Source organism: Massilia sp. CFBP9026, from assembly GCF_034045165.1.
GTDB classification, from domain to species: domain Bacteria; phylum Pseudomonadota; class Gammaproteobacteria; order Burkholderiales; family Burkholderiaceae_D; genus Telluria; species Telluria arenae.
Genome location: NZ_JAXCWH010000002.1, coordinates 793,450 through 817,977 on the forward strand (window position 1 = coordinate 793,450; position 24,528 = coordinate 817,977).

Annotated in this window: 22 protein-coding genes; 13 read left to right on the plus strand and 9 right to left on the minus strand. The window is 66.2% G+C overall.

Annotation, left to right across the window (positions count from 1 at the left end; all coding sequences use genetic code 11):
• Window positions 1-47 precede the first annotated feature (47 nt).
• On the minus strand, window positions 48-662 hold the full coding sequence (locus SOM28_RS07925) for a class I SAM-dependent methyltransferase (RefSeq protein ID WP_320467771.1): 615 nt from the start codon (window positions 660-662) through the stop codon (window positions 48-50).
• 162 nt (window positions 663-824) lie between these two features.
• On the opposite strand from SOM28_RS07925, the gene egtD reads away from it, so the two are divergent.
• The 3 genes from egtD to SOM28_RS07940 are packed head-to-tail and all read left to right on the plus strand — an operon-like array spanning window position 825 to window position 3,960.
• The gene (gene egtD, locus SOM28_RS07930; RefSeq protein ID WP_320467772.1) at window positions 825-1,793 is read left to right on the plus strand and encodes an L-histidine N(alpha)-methyltransferase; all 969 of its coding nucleotides are present in this window, start codon (window positions 825-827) and stop codon (window positions 1,791-1,793) included.
• Window positions 1,790-3,016 carry an ergothioneine biosynthesis protein EgtB gene (gene egtB, locus SOM28_RS07935; RefSeq protein WP_320467773.1) on the plus strand — a complete coding sequence of 409 codons (1,227 nt, stop codon included), beginning with the start codon at window positions 1,790-1,792 and terminating at the stop codon, window positions 3,014-3,016. Before egtD ends, egtB begins: the two co-directional genes overlap by 4 nt.
• On the plus strand, window positions 3,013-3,960 hold the full coding sequence (locus SOM28_RS07940; RefSeq protein ID WP_320467774.1) for a YihY/virulence factor BrkB family protein: 948 nt from the start codon (window positions 3,013-3,015) through the stop codon (window positions 3,958-3,960). Before egtB ends, SOM28_RS07940 begins: the two co-directional genes overlap by 4 nt.
• A 51-nt stretch (window positions 3,961-4,011) precedes the next feature.
• On the opposite strand, the gene SOM28_RS07945 is transcribed toward SOM28_RS07940, so the two are convergent.
• The gene (locus SOM28_RS07945) at window positions 4,012-4,977 is read right to left on the minus strand and encodes a TerC family protein (RefSeq protein WP_320467775.1); all 966 of its coding nucleotides are present in this window, start codon (window positions 4,975-4,977) and stop codon (window positions 4,012-4,014) included.
• 148 nt (window positions 4,978-5,125) lie between these two features.
• Between SOM28_RS07945 and nhaR the strand changes: the two genes are divergently transcribed.
• Window positions 5,126-6,070 (plus strand): transcriptional activator NhaR, encoded by a 945-nt coding sequence (gene nhaR / locus SOM28_RS07950; RefSeq protein WP_320467776.1) that lies wholly within the window; start codon window positions 5,126-5,128, stop codon window positions 6,068-6,070.
• Between the two features lie 33 nt (window positions 6,071-6,103).
• On the opposite strand, the gene selD is transcribed toward nhaR, so the two are convergent.
• The 3 genes from selD to SOM28_RS07965 all read right to left on the minus strand — a co-directional run bounded on the left by selD (window position 6,104) and on the right by SOM28_RS07965 (window position 10,679).
• Complete coding sequence (gene selD, locus SOM28_RS07955) at window positions 6,104-7,159, minus strand: selenide, water dikinase SelD (RefSeq protein WP_320467777.1); 1,056 nt, start codon at window positions 7,157-7,159, stop codon at window positions 6,104-6,106.
• 235 nt (window positions 7,160-7,394) lie between these two features.
• The gene (locus SOM28_RS07960) at window positions 7,395-8,981 is read right to left on the minus strand and encodes a DEAD/DEAH box helicase (protein ID WP_123070830.1); all 1,587 of its coding nucleotides are present in this window, start codon (window positions 8,979-8,981) and stop codon (window positions 7,395-7,397) included.
• Window positions 8,982-9,347: 366 nt separating this feature from the next.
• Window positions 9,348-10,679: a transglycosylase SLT domain-containing protein gene (locus tag SOM28_RS07965; RefSeq protein WP_123070831.1), complete on the minus strand. Its 1,332-nt coding sequence runs from the start codon at window positions 10,677-10,679 to the stop codon at window positions 9,348-9,350.
• Window positions 10,680-11,005: 326 nt separating this feature from the next.
• Here SOM28_RS07965 and SOM28_RS07970 point away from each other — a divergent pair, with 326 nt between their 5' ends.
• Complete coding sequence (locus tag SOM28_RS07970) at window positions 11,006-11,572, plus strand: DUF1415 domain-containing protein (protein ID WP_123070832.1); 567 nt, start codon at window positions 11,006-11,008, stop codon at window positions 11,570-11,572.
• Window positions 11,556-11,780, plus strand: a complete 225-nt coding sequence (locus SOM28_RS07975; protein ID WP_123070833.1) for a DUF1289 domain-containing protein — start codon at window positions 11,556-11,558, stop codon at window positions 11,778-11,780. Before SOM28_RS07970 ends, SOM28_RS07975 begins: the two co-directional genes overlap by 17 nt.
• Before the next feature lie 23 nt (window positions 11,781-11,803).
• Here the strand turns inward: SOM28_RS07975 and SOM28_RS07980 are convergent, their stop codons facing one another.
• A complete protein-coding gene (locus tag SOM28_RS07980; protein ID WP_123070834.1) occupies window positions 11,804-12,313 on the minus strand; it encodes a DUF1993 domain-containing protein in 510 nt (169 codons plus the stop codon).
• Between the two features lie 154 nt (window positions 12,314-12,467).
• On the opposite strand from SOM28_RS07980, the gene SOM28_RS07985 reads away from it, so the two are divergent.
• Both SOM28_RS07985 and SOM28_RS07990 read left to right on the plus strand, forming a co-directional pair.
• Complete coding sequence (locus SOM28_RS07985) at window positions 12,468-15,329, plus strand: bifunctional diguanylate cyclase/phosphodiesterase (RefSeq protein ID WP_123070835.1); 2,862 nt, start codon at window positions 12,468-12,470, stop codon at window positions 15,327-15,329.
• The gene (locus SOM28_RS07990) at window positions 15,322-17,586 is read left to right on the plus strand and encodes a xanthine dehydrogenase family protein molybdopterin-binding subunit (protein WP_320467778.1); all 2,265 of its coding nucleotides are present in this window, start codon (window positions 15,322-15,324) and stop codon (window positions 17,584-17,586) included. The genes SOM28_RS07985 and SOM28_RS07990 overlap by 8 nt, the downstream gene beginning before the upstream one ends.
• Window positions 17,587-17,603: 17 nt before the next feature.
• Here the strand turns inward: SOM28_RS07990 and SOM28_RS07995 are convergent, their stop codons facing one another.
• Entirely contained in the window at window positions 17,604-18,503 is a 900-nt protein-coding gene (locus tag SOM28_RS07995; protein WP_320467779.1) for a LysR family transcriptional regulator, read from the minus strand.
• A 108-nt stretch (window positions 18,504-18,611) separates the two neighbouring features.
• Here SOM28_RS07995 and SOM28_RS08000 point away from each other — a divergent pair, with 108 nt between their 5' ends.
• Window positions 18,612-19,085, plus strand: a complete 474-nt coding sequence (locus tag SOM28_RS08000) for an AtaL-like protein (protein ID WP_320467780.1) — start codon at window positions 18,612-18,614, stop codon at window positions 19,083-19,085.
• A gap of 22 nt (window positions 19,086-19,107) precedes the next feature.
• Here SOM28_RS08000 and SOM28_RS08005 read toward each other — a convergent pair whose 3' ends face one another.
• Window positions 19,108-19,530, minus strand: coding sequence for a thioredoxin family protein (locus tag SOM28_RS08005; RefSeq protein ID WP_320467781.1), 423 nt, complete (start codon window positions 19,528-19,530; stop codon window positions 19,108-19,110).
• A gap of 99 nt (window positions 19,531-19,629) precedes the next feature.
• Here SOM28_RS08005 and tsaB point away from each other — a divergent pair, with 99 nt between their 5' ends.
• From tsaB to SOM28_RS08025, 4 genes are read left to right on the plus strand one after another with little or no spacing between them, the layout of a single operon-like run.
• Complete coding sequence (gene tsaB, locus SOM28_RS08010; RefSeq protein ID WP_320467782.1) at window positions 19,630-20,355, plus strand: tRNA (adenosine(37)-N6)-threonylcarbamoyltransferase complex dimerization subunit type 1 TsaB; 726 nt, start codon at window positions 19,630-19,632, stop codon at window positions 20,353-20,355.
• Window positions 20,352-20,819 (plus strand): ribosomal protein S18-alanine N-acetyltransferase, encoded by a 468-nt coding sequence (rimI, locus tag SOM28_RS08015; RefSeq protein WP_320467783.1) that lies wholly within the window; start codon window positions 20,352-20,354, stop codon window positions 20,817-20,819. The genes tsaB and rimI overlap by 4 nt, the downstream gene beginning before the upstream one ends.
• Complete coding sequence (locus SOM28_RS08020) at window positions 20,816-21,697, plus strand: uracil-DNA glycosylase (protein ID WP_320467784.1); 882 nt, start codon at window positions 20,816-20,818, stop codon at window positions 21,695-21,697. The genes rimI and SOM28_RS08020 overlap by 4 nt, the downstream gene beginning before the upstream one ends.
• Entirely contained in the window at window positions 21,681-22,631 is a 951-nt protein-coding gene (locus tag SOM28_RS08025) for a DUF1853 family protein (RefSeq protein WP_320467785.1), read from the plus strand. The genes SOM28_RS08020 and SOM28_RS08025 overlap by 17 nt, the downstream gene beginning before the upstream one ends.
• A gap of 478 nt (window positions 22,632-23,109) precedes the next feature.
• Here the strand turns inward: SOM28_RS08025 and lplT are convergent, their stop codons facing one another.
• Complete coding sequence (lplT, locus tag SOM28_RS08030; protein WP_320467786.1) at window positions 23,110-24,369, minus strand: lysophospholipid transporter LplT; 1,260 nt, start codon at window positions 24,367-24,369, stop codon at window positions 23,110-23,112.
• Between the last annotated feature and the right edge of the window lie 159 nt (window positions 24,370-24,528).

The window sequence follows — 24,528 nt, forward strand, 5'->3', positions numbered from 1 at the left end:
TTTTTATTGATGGTTTATCGGGGTGGAATACGGATTATAAAGGCCGATCATTCCACCCGGCAAAAACAGTACATGAATTGCTGTGTCGTGCCGAACGGTGTCCGGTGCAGTTCGGTGCGGCTTTCGACCAGGCGGAAGGCCGGGCCGAACTCGTCGTGCAAGCCTTTGGCGTCATAGCGCACGATGTCCAGGCCGCTGCATTTGGTGGGCCCTTCGGGGCCGAAGGTGGCGACGATCACGCTGCCGCCCGGGCGCATGGCGCGCGCCACCTGGCGCACGTAGGCCGCCCTGTGCGCGGGTTCGAGCAGGAAATGGAACACGGCGCGGTCGTGCCAGACGTCGTAGCGCCGTTCCGGCAGCTCGGCCCTGGTGATGTCTCCCACCAGCCATTGGGCCTGGCCAGCCTGGGCGCCAAGGCGTTCGCGGGCGACGCGGACCGCCTCGGCCGAGATGTCCAGCACGGACACGTCGGTGTAGCCGCGCGCCAGCAGGTCGTCGACCAGCGTGGCTTCGCCGCCGCCGACGTCGATGACGGCCGCCGAGGGTGCGCCGGCGCTGCGTTCGATCAGCGCGAGCGAGGTATCCAGGTGCGGGGCGTACCAGCTCACCGCATCCGGCGCCTTGGTTCGGTAGACGGTCTCCCAATGAAGTCGCTGGTCCATATTTCAACTTAGAAAGATCGCAGGGCAAACCCTGCACGCTTGAATTGTCACGCGCACAGCGAATCGGGGGAATCCGCTATGATGGTAAAAACAGCAACGATAGACGTAATCCTCATATGCCATCTCGCATGGTGCGGCGTGGCGGCACGAATGATAAACCTTATGCTGACAACCTGCACATCCGACGAGCGCCAGGCTGCCGTCGCCAACGCCCACGACGCACAAGACCTGCACGCCGGCCTGCGCGCGCCGCACGCCTGCATCTCGCCAAAATTTCTGTATGACGCGCTCGGCTCCAAGCTGTTCGAGGCGATCTGCGAACTGCCCGAGTATTATCCGACCCGCACCGAGGCGGCGATCTTCGAACGCCATGGCGCCGAGATCGCGCGCGTGGCCGGCACCGGCGCCACCATGATCGACCTCGGCGCCGGCAATTGCGCCAAGGCCGCCAAGCTGTTCCCGCTGCTGCAGCCGGCGCAATATGTGGCGGTCGACATCTCCAGCGAGTTCACGCATGACGCCCTGGCGCGCCTGCGCCAGCGTTTCCCGCAGATCGCGATGGAAGCGCTGGGCATGGATTTCTCGAACCGTTTCGAGCTGCCCGAGCTGGTGCGCGCCGAGCGCCGCCTGTTCTTCTATCCCGGCTCGTCGCTCGGCAACTTCACGCCAGAGGATGCGCAGGCCTTCCTGGAGCGCCTGCGCGCGCAGTGCGGGCCGGACGGCGGCATCCTGATCGGCATCGACCTGGCCAAGGACAAGGCCACGCTCGACGCCGCCTATGACGACGCGCTGGGCGTGACCGCCGCCTTCAACCTGAACATCCTGCGCCATGTAAACCAGTTGGTCGACGCCGACTTCGACATCCGCCAGTGGCGTCACCACGGCTTCTACAACGCCGCGCGCGGACGCATCGAGATGCACCTCGAGGCGCGCACGGCGCAGGAAGTCCACTGGCGCGGCGGCGCGCGCCGCTTCGAGGCGGGCGACTGCATCCATACCGAGAACAGCTATAAATACCAGCAGGCCGATGCCATCAAGCTGCTGGAGCGTTCCGGTTTCGAGGCGACCCGCGTCTGGACCGATCCCCAGCGCTGGTTCGCGGTGGTCCACGCACAGGCCATACCCGTATGAATATGCTGCGCGACGAGGGCCTGCCACGCACTTTTGCCCGGGTGCGCGGCCGTTCGCTGCACCTGGCAGAAAGGTTGTCCGACGAGGATTGCTGCGCGCAGTCGATGCCCGACGCCAGCCCGATCAAGTGGCACCTGGCGCACACCACCTGGTTCTTCGAGACCTTCATCCTCGAGCCGCGCGAGCCGGGCTTCGCGCCATTTCACCCGGCGTTCCGCGTCATCTTCAACTCCTACTACAACGGCGTCGGCGACAAGCATCCGCGCCCGCAGCGCGGCCTGCTCACGCGGCCTTCGCTGGGCGAGGTGAAGGCCTACCGCCACGACGTCGACCGCCGCATGGACGCCTTGCTGGCGCGCGGCATCGATAGCGAACTGGCGGCCCTGGTCGAACTGGGTCTGCAGCACGAGCAGCAGCACCAGGAGTTGATGCTCACCGACGTCAAGCACCTGCTGGCGCAGAGCCCCCTGTATCCGGCCTATGCGGCCGAGCCCCTGGCGCCCTCCCAGCCGGCGCCGCAGCTCGAGTGGCTGCCGTTCGAAGGTGGACTGGCCGAGATCGGCCACAAGGGCAGCGGCTTTTGCTTCGACAACGAACTGCCGCGCCATCGCACCTATGTGGCGCCGTTCGCGCTGGCCTCGCGCCTCGTCACCAATGGCGAATACCGCGCCTTCATCGAGGCCGGCGGCTACCGCGACCCGGCGCTGTGGCTGGCCGAGGGCTGGGACCGGGTCTGCTCGGGCGAGATCGCCCGGCCGCTGTACTGGATCGAGCAGGACGATGGCTGGCACGAGTTCACGCTGCACGGTGTGCAGCCGCTCGATCCCGAGCGTCCCGTCACCCACGTCTCGCTGTACGAAGCCGACGCCTATGCGCGCTGGCGCGGTGCACGCTTGCCGACCGAGGCAGAGTGGGAGTTCGCGGCGCGCCAGACTAGCCTGGGCGGGCTGCCGACCCATCATCCGGCGGCGGCCAGCGGCGCCGGCCTGCAGCAACTGTTCGGCGCCTGCTGGCAGTGGACCAGCAGTAGCTACGCGCCATATCCCGGCTATGCCCCGGCGCCGGGCGCCATCGGCGAATACAACGGCAAGTTCATGATCAACCAGTACGTGCTGCGCGGCTCGTCCTGCGCCACCCCCGAAGGCCATGCGCGCGCCAGCTACCGCAACTTCTTCCCGTCCGGCGCGCGCTGGCAGTTCACCGGCATCCGGCTGGCAAGATGAGCCGGCGGCGTGACTGGCGCGCGCGCCTGAAGGACCAGCGCGCCAATATCTACATCCTGTCGCATCCCCTCAAGTTCACCCTGCAGGTGCTCAAGGGCTTCCGCGCCAACCAGGGCCTGCTGCTGGCCGGCGCGGTCGCCTATTACGCACTGCTGTCGATCGTGCCCTTCCTGATGCTGGTGGTGGTGGTGCTGTCTCACTTCATCGACCCGCACGAATTGCTCGACACCTTGCGGCGCTACCTCGAACTGCTGGTGCCAGGGCAGTCGCGCCCGATCGTGACCGAGGTCGCCAACTTCCTGCAGGACCGCCAGCTGCTGACCTGGGTGCTGGCGCTCACCATGCTGTTTTTCAGCTCGCTTGCGTTCACGGTGCTGGAGAATGCGATGAGCGTGATCTTCGTGCACCGGGTCGCGGTGCGGCGGCGCCACTTCATGGTCTCGGCCGTGCTGCCTTATTGCTACATCCTGGCGCTGGGCATCGGCATCATGGTGGTGACCCTGGTCGCCGGTGCGCTGCAGGTGATGGGGTCCGAGAGCGTATGGCTGTTCAACTACAAGTGGTCGCTGGGCGGGGTGTCGGGGGTGTTGCTGTACTTGCTGGGACTGGCGGGCGAGATACTGGTGCTGACCTCGATCTACTTGGTGATGCCGGTGGGCCGGCTGTCGATCTGGCACGCCTTCATCGGCGGCGCGACGGCGGCGCTGTTGTGGGAAGTCGCGCGCCATGTGCTGGTCTGGTATTTCTCGACCCTGTCGCAGGTGAACCTGGTGTATGGCTCGATGACGACCGCGATCGTGGTGATGTTCTCGCTGGAGATTGCGGCCACCCTGCTGCTGCTGGGAGCCCAGGTGATCGCCGAGTACGAGCGGGTGGGGCAGGCCGGCGGCGGGGAGCCGCCGGCCAAGCCAAGCTGCGATATTCCGCCGCTGGCGCGAGGCTGAAAAAAAGGGTGGACGGCACAGCCGTCCACCCTATTCATTCTTTCCGATGTATTACTTTGCTTCGTCTTTCGGCTTGATCATCAGGCTGGCGATGCAGCTACCCGCGATCAGGACTGCCACGACGGTCAGCGAAGCCTGCACCGGGATGTGATACCACGGCATGATCAGCATCTTGACGCCGATGAAGGTCAGGACCATCGCCAGGCCATACTTGAGCAGGTGGAAGCGGTCAGCCACGTCGACCAGCAGGAAGTACAGCGCACGCAAGCCCAGGATCGCGAACATGTTCGACGTGAACACGATGAACGGGTCGGTCGTGATCGCGAAGATCGCCGGAATCGAGTCCACCGCGAAGATCAGGTCGGTCACCTCGATCAGGATCAGCACAAGGAACAGCGGCGTCACGTAACGCAGGCCATCCTTCTGCACGAAGAACTTCTCGCCATGGTCACCCTCGGCCACGCGCAGGTGCTTGCGCGCCAGCTTCAGGATCGGGTTGTTGGCCACGTCCGGTTCTTCGTCGACCGCCACCAGCATGCGGATACCGGTGAACAGCAGGAAGGCGCCGAACAGGTACAGGACCCAGCTGAATTCACTCACGACCCAGGCGCCGGCGCTGATCATGATGGCGCGCATGATGATCGCACCCAGCACGCCATAGATCAGGACGCGGCGCTGGTACTGCTGCGGCACCTGGAAGGCGGTAAAGATCAGCAGGAACACGAACACGTTGTCGACCGACAGCGCTTTCTCGATCAGGTAGCCGGAGAAGAACTCGAGCGACTTCTGGCTCGCGATCTCGGGGCCGGCAGTGTCTTTCAGGTAGAAATACAGACAGGCGTTGAAGATCAGCGCCAGGCTGACCCAGACCAGCGACCAGATGCCGGCTTCCTTGACGCTGACCTTATGCGCCTTGTTGCCGCCGAAGACGAACAGGTCGAGTGCGAGCATGACCAGTACGAAGCCGACGAAGCCGGCCCACATCATGGGGCTTGCGATGGTTTCCAATCCGTTCATCGGGTACTCCTTGTACTTACAACGGGACGAGGGGGCATGACAGTCCTCCAATGGGTAAAAACCACACTATAGGTTGCACCAATACATCGTACAAATCGAATATTGTTTGATGTAAGATCGGGTTTTTCGATCTTTACGCGAGAGCGCCGTGTCGACACTCAACTATAAACACCTGCGCTACTTCTGGATGGTAGCCAAAACCGGCAGCATTGCCCGCGCAGCCGAACAGCTGCACCTGACCCCGCACTCGATCTCGGGCCAGCTGTCCGAGTTCGCCGACAGCCTGGGTGTCGAACTGTTTCGCCGGGTCGGGCGCAAGCTCGAACTGACCGATACCGGGCGGCGCATCGTGAGCTATGCCGAAGCCATCTTCAATACCGGAGACGAGCTGCTTGAACTGGTGCGCGACCAGGCCTTCGCGACTACGTCCTATCGCGTCGGTTGCGCCGATTCGGTGTCCAAGCTGATCGCCGTCGACCTGGTCGAGCCGGCCCTCAGGCTGAAAGACCCAGTCAAGCTGATCTGCCGTGAAGGGCGGCTGGACAGCCTGATCGCCGACCTGGCCGTGCACCGGCTCGACCTGGTGGTCGCCGACCGCCCGATCCCGGGCCACTTCAGCGTGCGCGCCTATAACCACTTGCTGGGCGAGAGCCCGATGACGGCCTTCTGCACCGAAGCGCTGGCGGCCACCTTCGATCAGCCTTTCCCGGCCTGCCTGCACAATGCGCCGATGCTGCTGCCGGGAGAGGATTTCGCGATCCACCAGCGCCTGCTGCGCTGGCTCGAGCGCTGCGACGTGCATCCGCGTGTGGTGGGGGAGTTCGACGACAGCGCCATGATCCAGGCTTTCGGCCGCTCGGGCGCCGGCGTGTTCTTCGCGCCGAGCGTGATCGCGGCCCAGGTCAGCAGCCAGTACGGCCTGGTCGCGCTGGGCGAGGTCGAGTCGGTGGTCGAGCAGGTGTATGCGATCACGACCGAGCGCCGCATGAGCCATCCGGCCACCGTGGCGATCAGCAGGCTGGCGCGCGATAAGCTGTTTGCGCGTGGCGATGGCCGCGGTGAGGGCGCGGGCGGCCGGGAGGGTAACGATTGATGGGCGCCGCGCGGCGCCCGGTGGGTAATACGCTCAGGCGCGAACGGTGACGCCGGCGGCGCCGGCTTCGACGCGGCCGACCACCGCCGCATCCGCGAACCCTTCGCGCGCGAACAGGGCCAGCACCTCGTCGACCGAGGCCGGATCGCAGGCCACCAGCAGGCCGCCCGAGGTTTGCGGATCGGTCAGCAGCGCGCGCTGGGCTGGGGTGAGGGCATCGTCGAGCTGCACGTCCTTGCCATAGGCATCCCAGTTGCGTCCCGAGGCGCCGGTGAAGAAGCCGTCGTGCGCCAGTTGCAGCACGCCGGGCAGCAGCGGGATCGCCGGCATATCAAGTTCCGCGTGCATTTGGGCGCCGCGCGCGAGTTCGAGCAAGTGGCCCAAGAGGCCGAAGCCGGTGACGTCGGTCATGGCGTGCACGCCGGGCATGTCGGCAAGCAGGCGGCCCGGCTTGTTCAATTTGGTGGTATTTGCGATCATGGCCGCATAGCCGTCCTCACCCAGCACGCCCTTCTTGAGCGCGGCCGACAGCACGCCCACGCCCAGCGGTTTGCCCAGCACCAGCACGTCGCCGGCGCGCGCGGCGCTGTTCTTCTTGACCTTCGACGGGTGCACCAGGCCCATCACCACCAAGCCATAGATCGGCTCGACCGAATCGATCGTGTGGCCGCCGGCGATCGGGATGCCGGCTTCGCGGCAGATCGATGCGCCGCCTTCCAGGATCTGGCCGATGGTCTCGAGCGGCAGCTTGTTGATCGGCATGCCGACCAGGGCCAGGGCCATGATCGGGGTGCCGCCCATCGCGTACACGTCCGAGATCGCATTGGTGGCGGCGATGCGGCCGAAGTCGAATGGGTCGTCGACGATCGGCATGAAGAAATCGGTGGTGGCGACCAGCGCCTGCTCGTCGTTGAGCAGGTAGACCGCGGCGTCGTCCGAGGTCTCGATGCCGACCATCAGCTCCTTCGGCAGCGGGAAGCCGCCGGACGACTTGAGGATCTCGGCCAGCACGCCGGGCGCGATCTTGCAGCCGCAGCCGCCGCCGTGCGAGAACGAGGTGAGTTTGATGGGTTGGTCGCTGGTACTCATGGGATATCCGGTTATCGTTGATCGTGGAATTATCGCGCAAGTCGGGCGCCGGCGCTTGGCGGCGAGCCGGCGAGGTACTTTTTTCGTTGGCCCAAAAACGTCGTCCCCGCGCAGGCGGGGACCCAAGGTTGCCGGCACAGCCACTTCGGTATTCGTAGTGGCGTGCTGAGAAACTTGGATCCCCGCCTGCGCGGGGACGACGGGTTACTGCAGTTTGCTGTTAAGCGTTCGGAGATTATTCGCCGAACGAACGACGGGCGCCGTCCATCGAGCGCGGGTGGGCGCCCTTGTAGCCGCCTTCGCGGCGCTGGCCCTGGCCCTGGCCTTCGCGCGGGCCGCCGAAGCGGTTGCCGTCGCGTGGCGCACGGTCGGCGGCCGGACGGTCGCCTTGTGGACGCGGTGCGTAACCTTCACGCGGGCCACGGTCGGCATAACGGCTCTCGCCGGCAGGGCGGTCGCCCTGCGGACGTGCCGCGAAGCCATCGCGTGGCGCGCGGTCGGCGTAGCCGCCTTCACGTGGGCCGGTCGGCTTGCCGAAACCGCGCTGGGCCGGCTTGCTGTTGCGGCCGTCGCCCGGCTTCCAGCCTGGACGCGCTGCCGTGCGTGGCGCCGCGCTGCGCTTCGGCTCGAAACCTTCGACCACGTTGACCGGGATCGGCTGGCGGGTGAAGCGTTCGATGCGGCGGATGTTCATGTTCTCGGCGTGGTTCACCAGCGAGATCGCGGTGCCGTTGCGGCCGGCGCGGCCGGTACGGCCGATACGGTGCACGTAGTCCTCAGGGAACTTCGGCAGGTCGTAGTTCACCACGTGGGTGATGGTCGGCACGTCGATGCCGCGGGCCGCGACGTCGGTGGCCACCAGCACGCGCACGCTGCCGCGGCGCATGCCGTCGAGCGTACGGTTACGGGCGCCCTGGTGCATGTCGCCATGCAGTGCGGCGGCGGCGAAGCCGGCGATGTTCAGGCGGTCGGCGATCATGTCGGCGTCACGCTTGGTGGCGGTGAACACCACGGCCTGGTCCATCGACTCGTCGCGCAGCAGGTGGTCGAGCAGGCGGTTCTTGTGCGACAGGTCGTCGACAAAGTGCACGCGCTGCACGATGTTCTCGTGGCGGTTGCCGGCGCTGGCGATCTGGATCGTCATCGGATCGGTGGTGATGCGACGGGCCATATTGCCCACGACGCCGTCCAGGGTTGCCGAGAACAGCATGGTCTGGCGGGTCGACGGGGTCGCGGCGACGATCTTTTCGATGTCGTCGATGAAGCCCATGTCGAGCATGCGGTCGGCTTCGTCCAGCACCAGGATCTCGAGCTGCGAGAAGTCGATCTTGCCCGATTCCATGTGGTCGATCAGGCGGCCTGGGGTGGCGACCAGGATTTCAGGATTCTTGGCCAGCAGTTGCATCTGTTTTGGGTACGGCATGCCGCCCAGGATCGAGACGCAGCGCACGCGGCGCATATGGGCCGTGTACTTGTCGGTATTGCTGGTCACTTGCAGCGCCAGTTCGCGGGTCGGGGTCAGGACCAGCATCTTCGGCTGGGCCGGCTTGAAACGGACGCGCTCGCCGCGGGCCTTGGCAGCCTGCGCTTCTTGCGCAGGGGTCTTGCCGGCAGGCGCAAGCTCGGCGTTCGCCAGGTGGTGCAGGGCTGGCAGCATGAAGGCCGCGGTCTTGCCCGAACCGGTTTGCGACGAGACCAGCAGGTCGCGGCCGGCGATGGCTGCAGGGACGGCTTGCGCCTGGACCGGGGTCGGGGTGGTATAGCCGCTGTCGACGACTGCCTGAACGATAGACGCGTGCAGGCCAAGTGCTTCAAAACTCATGTGTTTTTACTTTCGGAATAAATCATGCGTTCGCACATGTGGCGCGAACGTAAAAATGCAACGCGAACCGACAAACGAAATGACTCAGTAATGAAAGAAATTTCGGCACAAAAGCTTTGCGCCGGGACGGTGTCTGGAAACGACACGCAAGGCGGGAGGCTTTGGAAAGGCGCTCTATGTCGAGCTGCCTGGGGTTTGCGTAGCTGCTAGTTGTACTGCTAACGCTGTTGCTGCCGGCTCATCGAATCTCCTGGAGATCGTATCGAGCGGGCGCGATGTCGCAGCGCACAAACAGAACTATACAGGTTTTTCAGTTTGTTTGCACGACAGCGCGTAAAACCGTGCAGCTAATGCAGCACGGCAACATCAACGCTGCTTGCGCTTGGAAGAAGTATTGCGGGCGATGCGCTTGCCGTTCTTGCTGGTGGTTGCCTTGGCCTTGAAGCGGGAGGCATTGCGCTTGGCCTTGCCGCGGTCGGCCTCGAAGGCGACGACGGCGTTTTCGATGATGTTCTCGGCGATGTCGCCGTGGTTCGAGGCCGAGGTCTTCGGCACCAGGATCGTCGAGCCGGCTTTCAGGCGCGACTGCGGCGGGATGTTATTGGCCTGGCGGATGACTTCGGGCGTGGTGCCGAACTTCGAGGCCAGCTGCGCGATGGTCACACGGGCGCCGGTGATCTTGTGCGTGGTCCAGGTCGACAGCGCATGGCCCCATTGCGCCAGGTTGATGTGGAATTTCTCGGCGTTCTCGGTCGGCAGCAGGATCTTGGTGCGCTCGCCGCCGATGATCACCGGCTTCTTGAACTGCGGATTGAGCGCCTTGAATTCGTCGAGCGACATTTCGGCCAGCTGGGCCGCGATGGCCAGGTCGATGTCGCTGGTCTTGTCGACCGTAGTGAAGTAGGGCTGGTTGTCGATCGCCGGCAGGGTGACGCCGTACTGCGATGGATTGGCCACCACATTCTTGACCGCCTGCAATTTAGGTACGTAGTTGCGGGTCTCGGCCGGCATCAGCTCGGCCAGGCTGTCGAAGTCGGTCGGCTTGCCCAGTTCCTGGTTTTTCTTGATAGCGCGCTGGACATTGCCTTCACCCCAGTTATACGCCGCAAGGGCCAGCGGCCAGTCGCCGAACATCGTGTACAGGCGCTGCAGATAGGAGAGGGCGGCGTCGGTCGAGGCGACCACGCCGCGCCGCTCGTCCTTGAACATATTCTGGCGCAGGTCGAAATCCTTGCCGGTGCCCGGCACGAATTGCCACAGGCCGGCGGCATTGGCGCTCGACATGGCTTGCGGGTTGAAGGCCGATTCGATCACCGGCAGCAGCGCCAGCTCGGTCGGCATGCCGCGTTTTTCCAGTTCCGACACCACGTGGTACAGATACGGCGAGGCGCGCCCGGAAATGCGCGACAGGTTGCCCGGATGCGCCGCATAGGCCTGGGCGTGGCGCGTCACCAGGGCATTGTTCAGGTCGGGAATGGCATAGCCGCTGCGGATGCGGCCCCAGACGTCGGTCTCGCGGTATTCGTCGGCGTCCAGCTTCATTGTCGACGGTGACAGTGCCGAGCGCTCGTAGCTGGTGGCGGCGAGGGCGCCTGAAGCCGGGGCTGCATCCATCGCCTGGCAGAGCGGTGCTGCGGCCAGCAGGGCCAGCGCAGCCAGGGTGAAGATGGAGCGTTTCGTATCGTGCATGGGCTTCATGGTCAGGCGTTTCCAGTGTTGCGTCCAGGAACGAACGGACAGGGCAAGAGGGCAGTGTACGTATCAATTGTCGAGTCAGTCAAGAATTAAGTCGCTGTCGTTACAATTCAGATCGAAGGGTAAATATCATCCGTTGGCATCATGAAAACGGAAGATGCCGCACATATCACGGATATTGACGAGCAGGACGCTTTTTGCCCGACCCATCCCGGATAACGGTCGCGTCTGGCAAACCTTAGCGCCATGGTGGGGCCGAACTATGAGTGGGCGCAAAGAGTGCGTACAATCCAGGCTTTGCCGTTCGCCTTGCTTTCGAAAGTTTCACCATGAGCACCCCCAATCTGAATGCCGACGATGACGCCATCGTCGCCGCCACCCGCAAGTGGCTGGAGCGCGCCGTCATCGGCCTCAATCTCTGTCCCTTCGCCAAGTCGGTCTATGTCAAGGAGCAGGTGCGCTACGTCGTCTCGAACGCCACCACGCCCGAGCAATTGCTTGAGACCTTGATGGATGAGTTGCAGCGCCTGTCCGATACCAGTCCGGAGCAGATCGACACGACTTTGCTGATCCACCCCTTCGTGCTCAACGATTTCGAGGACTACAACGAGTTCCTGGACGTGGCCGACGTCGCGGTCGAGGACATGCAGCTCGACGGCGAGTTGCAGGTGGCTTCCTTCCACCCGGATTACCAGTTCGCGGACAGCGACGCCAACGATATCTCTAACTACACCAACCGCGCCCCTTATCCGATCCTGCACCTGTTGCGCGAGGACAGTATCGCGCGCGCGGTCGACGCATTCCCGGAAGCGGAAGAGATCTTCGAAAAGAATATCGCCACCATGGAAAAGCTCGGTCACGAGGGCTGGGACAAGCTCGATGTCGGCCCGGCCTGAGGATAGCGCCGCGGCGCAGGAACCGGCGCCGGCCGAACGGCCCGATACCCCGTGCGTGGCGGTGTGCTCGACCACCTTCGACGAGGTGTGCCGCGGCTGCGGCCGCACGGTCGCCGAAGTCGCCCACTGGGTATCGATGGACGCTGCCGCGAAGGAAGTCGTGTGGCAGCGCATCCTGGCGCAGGGTTATCCGCGCCGGAATAGTTAACTAAGTTAAGTGCCGCGGGCCCTTCAATAGGCCCCGATGAAATCCTTCTTGCCGATCGGGATGCCGTTGTGGCGCAGGATCGCGTACGCCGTCGTCACGTGAAAGAAGAACTGCGGCAGCGCGAAATGCGTCAGGTAGTGCGCGCCGTCGTCGAAATGGCGCGCCCGCTCGCCGCTGCCATGGGTGATGGGGCGGGTGGCGCCGGCTTCCACGTCCGCCTGTTTCAGGCCGTCGATGAAGCCCAGCGTCTTGCTGATGCGCTGCTGCAGCTCGGCGAAGCTGCGCTCGCCATCCTCGTAGCGCGGCGGCTCGACCCCGGCCAGGCGCGCACTGGCGCCCTTGGCGAAGTCGGTGGCGATCTGGATTTGTTTGGCCAGCGGGAACATGTCGGGATAGAGGCGGGCCTGCAGCAGGGCGTCCGGCTCGATGCGGCGTTCCTGGGCGTGGGCCTCGGCCTTTTCCAGCACCGCGGCCAGGCTGCCCAGCAGTTGGCGGAATACCGGCACCGAAGCGGCGTACAGGGAATGACTCATCTGGTTCTCCTATTGTCAGAATCGTCCCATCATAGCAAGTCCTGTCGCGCGCCGTTGACGGTGTTGCCCCTATAGTTAGTGACTCCCGGCAAGCAACTGTGCATAATCTGGCCATCCTTTATGCATCGGGCTCGCCCGACCCCGTTCCGCGTCCATGTCGAGTCCCGTTGCCCGCAATCCGTCCCGCCTGCGTTCGCTGTACGGCCGTTCGCTGTACGGTGCGCTGCTGCTGGTGGTATTCGCGGGCCTGCTGGCCCCGGCCGTGGTCGGCGGCTACCTGCTGGTCGGCCTGCAGCAGCGCGCAGGCGCCAGCCTGAACGACGCGCTGCAGGGCAATTACGCGCTGGTGCTCGCACTGCAACTGGCGGTGTCGCTGCTCCTGATCGCGCTGCTGCTGCGGCGGCGCCTGGTGTCGCCCCTGCGCCAGCTGATGCGTTTTTCGGACCGCCTGGCGCGTGGCGACTTCGAGACCCCGCTGGCGCTGTCGGCCCACGACGAGCTGGGACGGCTGGGCGAGCAGATGGAGCGCATGCGCCTGGCGATCCGCGACCTCTTCGCCGACGTCGCGCGCCGCGAGGAACAGTTCCGTACCATCGTGACCCAGGTCCCGGGCGCCGTCTACCGCGCGCGCGCGGGCGGGGCGATCGAATTCGTCAGCGACGAGATCGAGAAGATCACCGGCTACCCGTCGGCGCGCTTCATGTGCGCCACCACCGAGGACTGGGCCGCCATCGTCCATCCGGAAGACCGGCGCGTCTACCACCGCACCGTGCGCGATGCGGCCCTGTCGGGCGCGGCCTTCGAGATGGAATACCGGATCGTCGACGCCCACGGCATCGAGCGCTGGGTGCAGGAACACGGCCAGCCGCAGGCCGCCTGGGATCCGGCGCTGCACGGGCCGGATGGCGTGCGGGTGGACGGCATCATCTCGGACATCAGCGAGCGCCGCCACGACGAGATGCGCATCGAGGCGCTGCTGGCCGAGCAGGGCGCGATCCTGGACAACGTCATGTTCGGCGTGCTGTTCGTGCGCCAGCGCCGCATCGTCTCGAGCAACCGCCGCTGCGAAGAGCTGTTCGGCTACGCCGAAGGCGAGATGGTGGGGCAGTCGACCGCAGTCCTGTATCCCAACCACGAGGACTATGAACGCATCGGCGTCGAACAGTATCCGCTGCTCGAGAAAGGCATGGACCTGGGCGAGGAGCGCCAGCTGCGCCACCGCGACGGCAGCCTGTTCTGGTGCCTGATGAGCGGCTGTGCGCTCGAGCCGAACCGCGCCAACGAGGGCAGCATCTGGGTGTTCGCCGACATCACCGAACGCAAGCTGGCCGAGGAAAAGCTGCGCCTGTCGGCCAACGTGCTGGAACACATCGCCGACGGCGTGATGGTGCTCGACGTGCACGGGCGGATCGCGGCCACCAATCCCGCGTTTACCCGCATCACCGGCTATTCCGAGCATGAAGCCTTGGGGCGCTCATCGAGCCTGTCTTCGCACGACGGGTCAGGCACCCGCAACGATCCCTCCCTGTACCAGGAACTGTGGCGCGAGCTCGACGCATCCGGCTTCTGGCGCGGCGAGATCTGGGACACGCGCAAGGGCGGCGAAGCCTACCTGGAAGCGCTCACGGTGTCGGCGGTGCGCGACGACGACGGCGCCACCACCCACTATGTGTGCGTGTTCAGCGACATCACGCGCGAGCGCGAATCGCAGAACCAGCTCGACCACCTGGCCCACCACGACGCGCTGACCGCGCTGCCCAACCGCCTGCTGTACCACGACCGCCTGCGCCACGCGATGGCGCGCGCCGAACGCGACGGCGATCAGCTGGCGGTGATGTTCATCGACCTCGACCGCTTCAAGAACGTCAACGACACGCTCGGCCACCATGTGGGCGACGAGTTGCTCAAGCAGGCGGCGCTGGCGCTGTCGCGCTGCCTGCGCGAAGGCGATACCCTCGCCCGCCTGGGCGGCGACGAATTCATCGTGCTGCTGGAAGACGTCGACGGCATGCACGGCGCCACGCGCGTGGCCGACAAGCTGATGGCGATGTTCGAGCAGCCCTTCAATGTCTCGGGCTACGAGCTGTTCGTCACCGGCAGCGTCGGCATCAGCCTGTATCCGCAGGACGGGCGCGACATGCACATCCTGATCCGCAATGCCGACGTGGCGATGTACCAGGCCAAGGCGCGCGGCCGCAACGGCTACCGGTTCTACGCGCCGGCGATGAGCGGCGACGGCGAGCTGCGCCTGCGCATGGAGGCCCTGCTGCGGCGCGCGATCGACAAGGACGAGATCCATCTGGCCTACCAGCCGCAGGTCGAGATCGACAGCGGCCGCTTGATCGGGGTCGAGGCCCTGCTGCGCTGGAACAGTCCCGAACTGGGGCAGGTCGCGCCAAGCAGCTTTATCCCGCTGGCCGAGGACACCGGCTTCATCGGCCAGCTGGGCCAGTGGGTGCTGCAGGAAGCCTGCCGCCAGATGGTGGCGTGGGAGGCGCGCGGCCTGGCGGTGCCGAAGATCGCCGTCAACCTGTCGGTGCGCCAGTTCGAGCGCGGCGGCATGGCGGCGGCCGTGGCCGGGGTCTTGCAGGACACCGGCCTGGCGCCGCATCGCCTGCAGCTCGAGGTGACGGAATCGGTGATCATGAACACGGGCGACGCGCTGCAGTATGTGAACGACCTGCACGCGGTCGGCGTGTGCCTTGCGATCGACGACTTCGGCACCGGCTACTCGTCGCTGGCCTACCTGAAGCAGCTGCCGGTGCAGACGCTCAAGATCGACCGCAGCTTCATAAAGGACATCCCGCAGGATCCGGACGACGAGGCGATCGCGATCGCCATCATCCAGCTCGGCAAGAGCATGAACCTGTCGGTGATCGCGGAAGGCGTCGAGCGCGAGGACCAGGCGGCCTTTTTGCTGCGCCACGGTTGCAACCTGGCCCAGGGCTATTTGTATGGCAAGCCGCTTGCGCACGGCGAGATCCTGGCGCGCTGGGGAGTGGAGCAAAATGCATAAGCTAACCCGCCGCAACTTCCTGCTGGCCGGCCTGGCCGCCGGCGGCGCGCTGCTGATCGGCTGGGGCGCGCAGCCGCCGCGCCAGCGCCTGCATCCTTCGCGACCGCTGGCGCTGGCCGGCGACGAGGTCGCGCTCAATGGCTGGGTCGCGCTCGCGCCCGACGGCACGGTGTCGGTGGTGGTGCCGCGCAGCGAGATGGGGCAGGGCGTGCACACGGCGCTGCCGATGCTGGTGGCCGAGGAACTCGACGTCGGCCTGGATGCGGTGCGCGTCATCGCACCGCCGATCGACAAGATCTATGCCAACGTCACGGTGCTGAGCGAAAACCTGCCATTCCACCCGGACGACGGCGGCCACACCGCCCAGGGCGCCCAGTGGCTGATGGCCAAGATTGGCCGCGAGCTGGGCATCATGTTCACCGGCGGTTCGAGCAGCGTGCGCGATGCCTGGCTGCCGATGCGCGAAGCGGGCGCGGTGGCCCGGGCGATGCTGGTGAAGGCGGCTGCGCAGGAGTGGGGCGCGCGGGTGGAGGACTGCCGCACCGAAGACGGCTTCGTGATCCACGTCGACGGCCGCAGCGCCGGCTATGGCGCGCTGGCGCAGCGGGCGGCGCAGGCCGGCGCCGGACTCACCGCGCGCGACGTGCGGCTGAAGAAAGCGAAGGACTTCCGCCTGATCGGCAAGCCTTTGCCGCGCCTGGACAGCCGCGCCAAGTCCGACGGCAGCGCGCGCTTCGGCATCGATGCGCGGCCGGCCGGCATGGTGTACGCGGCCTTGACGATGGCGCCGATGATCGGCGCCACGGTCGCGGCGTTCGACGCCGACGCGGTCCGGCGGATGCCGGGCGTGCTGGCGGTGGTCGACGTTTCGTCCGCGCTCGAGGGCCGCACCGGCGCCGGGGCCGGCGTGGCGGTGGTGGCGTCGACCTGGTGGCAGGCGCGCCAGGCGGCCCAGGCCTTGCCGGTCACCTGGCAGCCGGGCGAGGGTGCGGCGCTGTCGAGCGCCGCGGTGCTGGCCGGCCTGGCGCGCGCGCTCGATGAAAAGCGCGGTTACGTCTATCACGAGACCGGTGCGCAAGAGGTCGCGGGCGCCGTGCGCACGCTGCGCGCCGAATACCGCGCGCCGTTCCTGGCCCATGCGGCGCTGGAACCGGTGAATTGCACGGCCCAGGTCGCGCAGGGCAAGGTGCGGCTGTGGGCCTCGACCCAGGTGCCGAGCATCGCGGTCGACTGCGCCGCGCGCGTGGCCGGGGTGGCGCGCGAGGACGTGGCGATCGAGGTCATGCTGCTGGGCGGCGGCTTCGGGCGCCGGCTCGAAGTCGACATGGTGGCGCAAGCGGTGGCAGTGGCCAAGGCCCTCGACGGCCAGCCGGTGCAGCTGATCTGGACCCGCGAGCAGGACACGATGCACGACGTCTACCGGCCGGCGGCGCTGGCGCGCTTCGCGGCGCAGCTGGACGAAGGCGGGAACATCCTGGCCTGGGACAACAAGTCGGCGAGCGGTGCCATCGGCCACCAGTACGTGGAACGCAGCCTGGGCCTGCCGGGCGTTGGGCCGGACAAGACCACCGCCGAGGGAGAGTATGACCATCAATATGCGATCCCGAACCAGCGCGTGGCGCATGTGATCGTCGACAGCCAGGTGCCGATCGGCTACTGGCGCTCGGTCGGGCATTCGCACAATGCCTTCTTCAAGGAGTCGTTCCTGGACGAGGTGGCGCAGGCCGGCGGGCAGGATCCGGTGGCCTTGCGGCGCACCCTGCTGGCGGGGCAGCCGCGCGCGCTGGCGGTGTTGGATGCGGCGGTGGCCGCTGCCGGCCAGGCGGCGGAGGGACGCGCGCACGGCGTGGCGCTGCACCGCTCGTTCGGCAGCACGGTGGCGCAGGTGGCCGAGGTGTCGATCGCGGATGGCGAGATCCGCGTGCACCGGGTGGTGTGCGCGATCGATTGCGGCCTGGCGGTCAATCCGAATATCGTGGCCCAGCAGGTCGAGTCGGGCGTGGTGTTCGGGCTGTCGGCGGCGCTGGCGGGCGAGATCACGATCGAGGGTGGCAGGATACTGCAGTCGAACTTCGGCGACTATCCGCTGCCGCGTATGGGGCAGGCGCCGCATGTGGAGACCATCGTGATGCCGAGCAGCGCGCATCCGGAAGGCGTGGGCGAGCCGGCTGTGCCGCCGGTGGCGCCGGCGGTGGCGGCGGCGGTGTTCAAGCTGACTGGCAAGCGCTTGCGTAGCCTGCCGCTGAGGTTAGGCTAGACCTTTTGGCTTGAGCGCTAGCGGTCGCCGGCGATGCAGGCCGCCAGTTCGTCCGGCGTTCCCTGCGGGAACGTTTCCTTGAGGTAGTCGAGGAAGGCCGACACCCTGGCGCTGAGCAGACGCCGAGATGGGTACAGCGCCCACAGGGCGACCTCCGGCGCATCCACGTCGCCCCAGTGCACGAGGGCGCCGGCGGCCAGGTCGCGGCTGACGAGCGACAGCGGCAGCCGGCCGGCGCCGATACCGGCACGCACCGCATCGCGCACCATGATGAGCGACGACAGGGTCAGGACAGGATCGACCAGCATGCAGGTTGTGCCGGTGCCGGTATCCGAGCGCAGTTTCCATGCGCTGTCGCCCGTACCGCGCACGACGGCCGGCGCCGATTCTCCCTCTCCTGGGCGCGCCACGCCAGGGCCGGCCACGACCACCAGCCGGTCGCGCAGGAAGATGCGGCCGACGAGCTGCTCGTCCGGATCAGGATTGACCCGGATCGCCAGGTCATAGCCTTCCTCGACCAAGTCGACACTGCGGTCTTCGGTCGTGATCTCGAGCCTCACGTCGGGATAACGCAGGGCGAAGCCGGCGGCCAGCCTGCCCATCGCGAGCTGCGAGAACAGCAGCGGCGCGCTGACGCGCAGGCGGCCACGCGGGCGGTCGGCGCCCGACGCGATCGCCTCGGCCGTCGCGTCGATCTCGGCCAGCAAGACCCGGGTGCGCTCGTGCAGCGCCAGCCCCTCCTGGGTCAGCTTGAGCGTGCGCGCACCCCGTTCGAGCAGGCGCAGGCCGAGGCTGGCCTCGAGTTCGACCACCCGGCGCGACAGGGTCGCCTTCGGCCGGCCGCTGGCGCGCGCGGCGCGGCCGAATCCGCCGTGGCGGGCGACGAGATTGAAATCAGCAAGCGCAAGCAGGTCCATATGTTCCACCGGTAAGACAGGGTGTCCAAATATAACGGCTTTTGGACCGTCTGTGGGATGCGTAGCATACGAAGTGTCAGCCGACATCACATCATCAAGGAGAACGCCATGATTTATTCGACCGCCACCGTCCCCGTCAACCCGCAAGGCGAAACCCCGTTGACCCGCGCCCAGGCGTGGGCCGGCCTGGTGCGCAAGGCGCGCGACGCACGCCTGTTCCTGCCCTCCGGCCTGTGCACCCGCTCCGACGTCGTGGAAGAGAGCGCGACGCATATCGTGCGCGAGGCCACTATCGCGGGCCAGGACCTGCGCGAAATCATCGGCTTCGAAGTGGAGCGCAAGGTGTCCTTCTTCCAGGCCTCGGGTCCGCGCGAAGGCGTCATCGTCAACGAACTCTTCGAGGATGCCGACGGCGCGCTGCAGCTGCGCTTCTACTGCTACCTGGGTTTGCGCGACAAGGCGCCGGGCGGCGCGGAAGAACAGGCCGAGCAGGCCTGGATGGATGGCGAGAAGGGCTACCGCAGCGCCTTGCTGTCGACGCTCTCGCGTACGCGCGAACTGCTGGCGCAGGGGCAGCTTTGACGGGTGAAGCGACTGCGGAGGGTCAGTGCGCGCCGAGCAGCTGGCGCAGATTGCATTCCTCTTGCCAGTCGCGTCGCTCCTGGCTCGACTGCGCCAGGCGCGCCAGTTCGGCATCGCTCTGCTCGGCCTGGGCCTGGATCAGCCGGTCGGCCACGCCGCCGTCCGGCACCATGGTGCCGAAGAAGGCGACTGTGTCGCCGCGCTGCAGCAGCAGGGTTGGGAAGTTGTCGACGTCGAGGTCGCCCACCAGGTCGGCCTGGTCTTCGATGTCGATCCAGACGAAGTGCTTGTCCAGATGGCGCAGCGCCAGCTCTTCGAAGGTGGCGCGGTAGGTCGCGCAGGTGCCGCACCAGGCGGCGCACAGGCAGGCGACGGTCCAGCCGTCGCCGTTGACGGCAGCGGCGACAGCGTCGCGAGAGGTGGAGTCGAGGGTCAGGCTCTGCATGTGCGGCATTGTACAGCGACTTTTTAATCGTGTTGCACTGCGATGGCGATTCGCGGCGCCACCATGGAAGGCGCCGGGCCGAGAGGTTAAAATAGCGGCATGTCTACCATCCTTGCTATCGAAACCTCGGCCGAGCTGGCGTCCTGCGCGCTGCTGGTCGGGGACAACGTCATCGCGCGCTCGACTCCCGGCGTGCGCAGCCACTCGCAATCGGTCCTGCCCATGGTGCAGGAGTTGTTGAACGAGGCCGGCATCGCGCTGGCCGATTGCGACGCCGTCGCTTTCGGCGCCGGTCCCGGCTCCTTCACCGGCGTGCGCACCGCCTGCGGCGTGGCCCAGGGCCTGGCCTACGGCGCCAAACTACCTGTGCTGCCGCTGGTGACGCTGGAGGCGATGGGCGAAGCCTGCCGCGCCACCACCGGCGCCAGCGAAGTGCTGGCGGTGCTGGATGCGCGCATGGGCGAGGTGTACTGGGCTCAGTACCGGTTCCTTGATGGTGGCTGGAGCGAGGTGGTGGCGCCGACCCTGTCGGCGCCGCAGGATGTGGCGCCGCAGTATCCGGCTCAGGATTCGGCCGACCGCCTGCAAGCTTGCGGTAATGGCTTCGCAGAGTATGCCGACGCCTTCGCCGGCAAGCCGTTCGCGCAAACCGCGTTGCCCGATATCGTGCCGCATGCGCGCGAGCTGGCGTTGCTGGCGCGCGCCGCGCTGGCGGCCGGGCAGGGCGTGCCCGCCGCTCAGGCCCAGCCGATCTACCTGCGCAACAAGGTCGCGTATACGAGCGCCGAGCGCCAGGCCATCAACCAGGCCAAGGCTGGCGCATGAGGGAGCTGGAAGGCACCGGCTTGCGCCTGGCCCCGATGACGGCGGCCGACGTGGACGAGGTATGGGCGCTGGAATGCGGCGTCTTTCCCTATCCCTGGAGCCGTGGTAACTTCGTCGATTCCGTGGTCAGCGGCTACGATTGCTGGACCGTGCGCGATGCGGCCGGTGAGTTGGCTGGCTACTATCTGCTGATGTACGCGCTCGACGAGGCGCACCTGCTTGACGTCGCCGTGGCCGGCAAGCGCCAGCGCCAGGGCCTGGGCCGGCGCCTGCTCGACGAGGTCGCGGCGCGCGCCCGCAGCCAGGGCATGACGTCGATCCTGCTCGAGGTGCGGCCGTCGAACGAACGGGCGCTGGACGTGTATCGGCGCTATGGCTATGTCCATATCGGCCGCCGCAAGGGCTATTATCCGGCGGGCCCGGCAAGCCGCGAGGATGCGATCGTGATGAGGCTGGATTTATGAAGAACACGAGCCAGCGCGACGCGCTGTTCCTGGCCGAGATGGGTGTCGGCCCGCTGTGGCAGTTGCGCGATGTGCCGCAGTCCGAGGCGGATCCGGTGGCCGAGGCGGCCGTCGTCGAGGCGGCGCCTGAAACCGCTGCGCCCGCAGTGGCGCCAGTTGCCGCACCTGCACCTGTACCAGAGCCGGCACCGGCCGCGCGCGCCCACACGCCGCTGTCCGCGCCGCCTTACCGCAATCCGCCGCCGGTTGCCGACGATTCGGCCTGGGACGACAGCGCCGCACCCGAACCGGCGGCGCCCGACGTCGCCACCATGGATTGGACTGGACTGCGCCAGGCGATCGCCGCTTGCACGGATTGCGCCTGCGGCGCGGGCCGCAAGCCGGTGTACGGCGCCGGTCCGCGCCAGGCGCGCTGGCTGATCGTCGCCGGCACCCCGAGCGCACTCGACGAAGAGGCCGGCCAGCCGCTCACGGGCGATGCCGGCAAGCTGCTCGACAATATGCTGCACGCGGTCGGGCTGTCGCGCGAGCGCGATGTCCATGTTACGCCGCTGGTCAAGTGCCGGCCGCTGAACGCGAAAGGCGGCGACCGCGCGCCGACGCCGGGCGAGATCGCCGCCTGCCGTCCCTTCGTCGAACGCGAACTGGCGCTCACCGGGGCCACGACCGTGCTGACCCTGGGCCAGGTCGCGACCAATGGTCTGCTGGGCCGCGCGCTGCAGGAGCCGCTGGCCGGCGCCCGCGGCGAGGTCCATCGCCTGGGCGAGGTGCCACTGGTGGCGACCTTGCATCCGGGCGAACTGCTGCTGCGCGGCGAGAACAAGGCGCAGGCCTGGGCCGACCTGTGCCGGGCGCGATCCCTTGGACCACGCGGCTAGTTACCAGGCCGGCTTTCACCGCCGCTGGGGGCACCTGCGGCAGGACCGGGTGCGCGCACTGGCCTGGCTGCTCGACGCGCCCGACCTGCTCGATGCGGCCGCGCCCGAGTGGGCTGGCCGCATCGCCACACTTGGCCCCGTCACGCAAGACGTGGCCGACTGGCTGGCCCGACTCGACCTGGACCCCGCCAGGCTCGACGCGGCCCTGGGCGACAAGATCCACACGCGGCTTGGGCTATACGCCGAAAAGCTGATGGCCTTTTATTTCGCCGAGCAGGGCCGCCTGGTGCGCCACGGCCTGCAGGTGCGCGCCAGCCGCAACGACACGGTGGGCGAGTTCGACTTCCTGCTCGAGAACGGGCCGGGGGCGCTGACCCACATCGAATTCGCCACCAAGTTCTACCTGCTCGATGGCGGCGGATCGAACGAGTTCGACGCCCTGGTGGGCCCCAACCTGGCCGACACCCTGGGCCTCAAGATGCGCAAGGTCTTCGATCGCCAGCTGGCGTTGGGCGATCATCCCGCGGCGCAGGCGCTGCTGCCGCTCCCCGTGACCCAGGCACAAGCCCTGGTCAAGGGCTGGCTATTCTACCCATCCGGCAACTGGCCCGCGATGCGGGGCATCACGGCCGCCCACTGCCGCGGCTTCTGGTGCGCCCTGGACGAGATCGATGACATCGCTGGCGAGGAATTCCTGCTCCTGCCCAAGCTCCAGTGGCTCGCCCCATTGCGGGCGCATCCCACCACGCCACTAATGAGCCGTTCCCAACTCCACGCCGCCCTGGCGGACCAGTTCGCATCCTCCAGCACGCCAGTACTGGTCGCCACCATGCGCCGCCACGATGATTTCATCGAAGAAGTCGACCGCGGCTTCATCGTCCCTACCGACTGGCGCTCCCGCGCCGCACAAATGCAGCTGGCCAAGCCAGCCTGACCCTCCAATGAGGGTCAGTGTCAAATTGTTTGACAACTTTCCGGCTCCCCCGATAATTCGCCCCCGAGTCCTCCGTTTTCAGGTGGCCGACTCGACAGTAAACAATGAGGGTCAGAGTCGAATTGTTTGACAACTTTGAGGAATTGCCCAATAAATCGACACTGACCCTAATTATTTTTTTGCTGGTGGGATCTGTTTAAGTTGAGGTCTGGCAACGAATGAGGAGGATGCTGAGCCGCAGCGGAATGCGCTGAAAATGCATTGCCTGACTACCCCAAATTTCCATGCAAAATAATTAGGGCCAGAGTCGATTTATTGAGCAATTTCCCGCGTCAGCGAGTAATCGGGGACAGAGTGCGCTGTCCGAGCAAGTGCTGGTGGTAATCGGCAAGCCAGTTCGCGCGCCGAGCAATGGCTGGCGCGAAACGTTGTCAAACAATTCGACACTGACCCTCATTGGGGGGGGGGGCGGTGGGGGTCAGTGTTTGCCTTCGCCGATCAGGCCGAGTGAGTCGTGTTCGCGCTGGTTGAGGGTGTGGCGGCGCTGGATCAGGAGCATGATGCCGGCGACCGACAGGCCGAAGATGACGATGATGATGTCCAGGTCCAGGTTCAGGGTGATCATCACCGCGTAGGCGGCCAGCATCACCAGGATCGACAGGTTCTCGTTGAAGTTCTGTACCGCGATCGAGTGGCCCGCGCTCATCAACACATGGCCGCGGTGCTGCAGCAGCGCGTTCATCGGCACCACGAAGAAGCCCGACAGGAAGCCGATCAGGGCCAGCAGCGGGTAGGCCACTGTCACCGAGTGCACGAAGACCATGCTGGTCACGACCAGGCCCATCACGATGCCCATCGGGATCACCGTCAGCGACTTGCGCAGCGGGATCATGCGCGCCGCCATCGCCGCGCCCAGCGCCACGCCGATCGCGACCACGCCGATCAGGTTCGTGGCCTTGTCCAGCGGCATGCCGAGCGAGCGTTCGGCCCATTTCAGCACGATGAATTGCAGGGTCGCGCCGGCGCCCCAGAACAGCGTCGTCACCGCCAGCGAAATCTGGCCCAGCTTGTCGCGCCACAAGGTGGCCGAGCAGTTGGCGAAATCGGCGATCAGCTTGGCCGGATTGCGTTCCTGGTGCTCGTAGCGGGCGCCGGTGTCCGGAATGCGCAGGTTGAACAGGGCGGCCAGGAGATAGATGCCGACCACCACCGCCATCGCCGCTTCGGCGCCGGTCGTGAGGCCCAGGCTCGCAAAAGTGTCGAACGACAGCAGGAAGGCCGTGCCGCGTTCGCTCACCAGGGTGCCGCCGAGCACGGTGCCGAGGATGATCGACATCACGGTCAGTCCCTCGATCCAGCCATTGGCGGGCACGAGTTTCTCGGGCGGCAGCAGTTCGGTCAGGATGCCGTACTTGGCGGGCGAATACACGGCCGCGCCGAAGCCGACCACGGCATACGAGAGCAGGGGATGGATGGTGAAGAACATCAGCGCACAGCCGAAGACCTTGATGATGTTGGCGATGAACATCACGCGCCCCTTGGGCAGCGCATCGGCGAAGGCGCCCACGAAAGCGGCGAGCAAGACGTAGAACAGCACGAACGACAGCTTCAGCAACGGAGTCAGCGATGCCGGCGCATCCATGGCGACGAGCAGGCTGATCGCGACAAACAGGAGCGCGTTATCCGCCAGCGACGAGAAGAACTGCGCCGCCATGATGGTATAGAAACCACGGTTCATTCGAGAATTCACAAATCTGGTCCGGGTTGCTTTATACCATGAATGCATAGACAGGCGAAACGGGAAACGGTGCCAAGGCGGCGGCGCGTGGCCCGCTCCGGTAAAATAGGCACTTGACGTTTTATACCGGATTCCCTCCGTTTTTCTTAAAAGATTGCC